Genomic DNA, 356 nt, shown 5'->3' with positions numbered 1-356 from the left:
GGCTACGTTAGTGGGGTCACTGACATGACCGGGTTCCTACGGGATCCCGTCTGTTTACCTGATAGCGTCACTATGGGCGAGATCAATGACGCAGTCTGCAAGTGGATTGACGACAACCCGAAGGAGCGAGACCGTAAAGGCGCGCAGGTGACCCTGATGGCGCTAAGGGATGCTTGGCCATGCCGTCCCTAAACATTTCGGGATGTCTGGATCCTGATAGCGATCGCCGCGGCCCTGACGCTCCTTCTTGCCTGGCTGTTCGGCGTCGTCGGCTGAAACCGCCGAAGCGGAACATTAGCAGCATCTTGATCGTTTTAACGTTTGGGATCGCGTGGCGAGGCTTAATGTTTTGCCCC

1 protein-coding gene is annotated in these 356 nt (G+C 57.0%); it reads left to right on the top strand.

Annotation, left to right across the window (positions count from 1 at the left end; translation table 11 throughout):
• The coding region (locus ACPYOI_RS36040; protein WP_481420298.1) for a Rap1a/Tai family immunity protein at positions 1-192 on the top strand (192 nt) is incomplete at its 5' end.
• Positions 193-356 lie beyond the last annotated feature (164 nt).

Source organism: Rhizobium sp. SVR5-2C (assembly GCF_056755115.1).
This window is presented reverse-complemented; position numbering and strand designations above follow the sequence as displayed.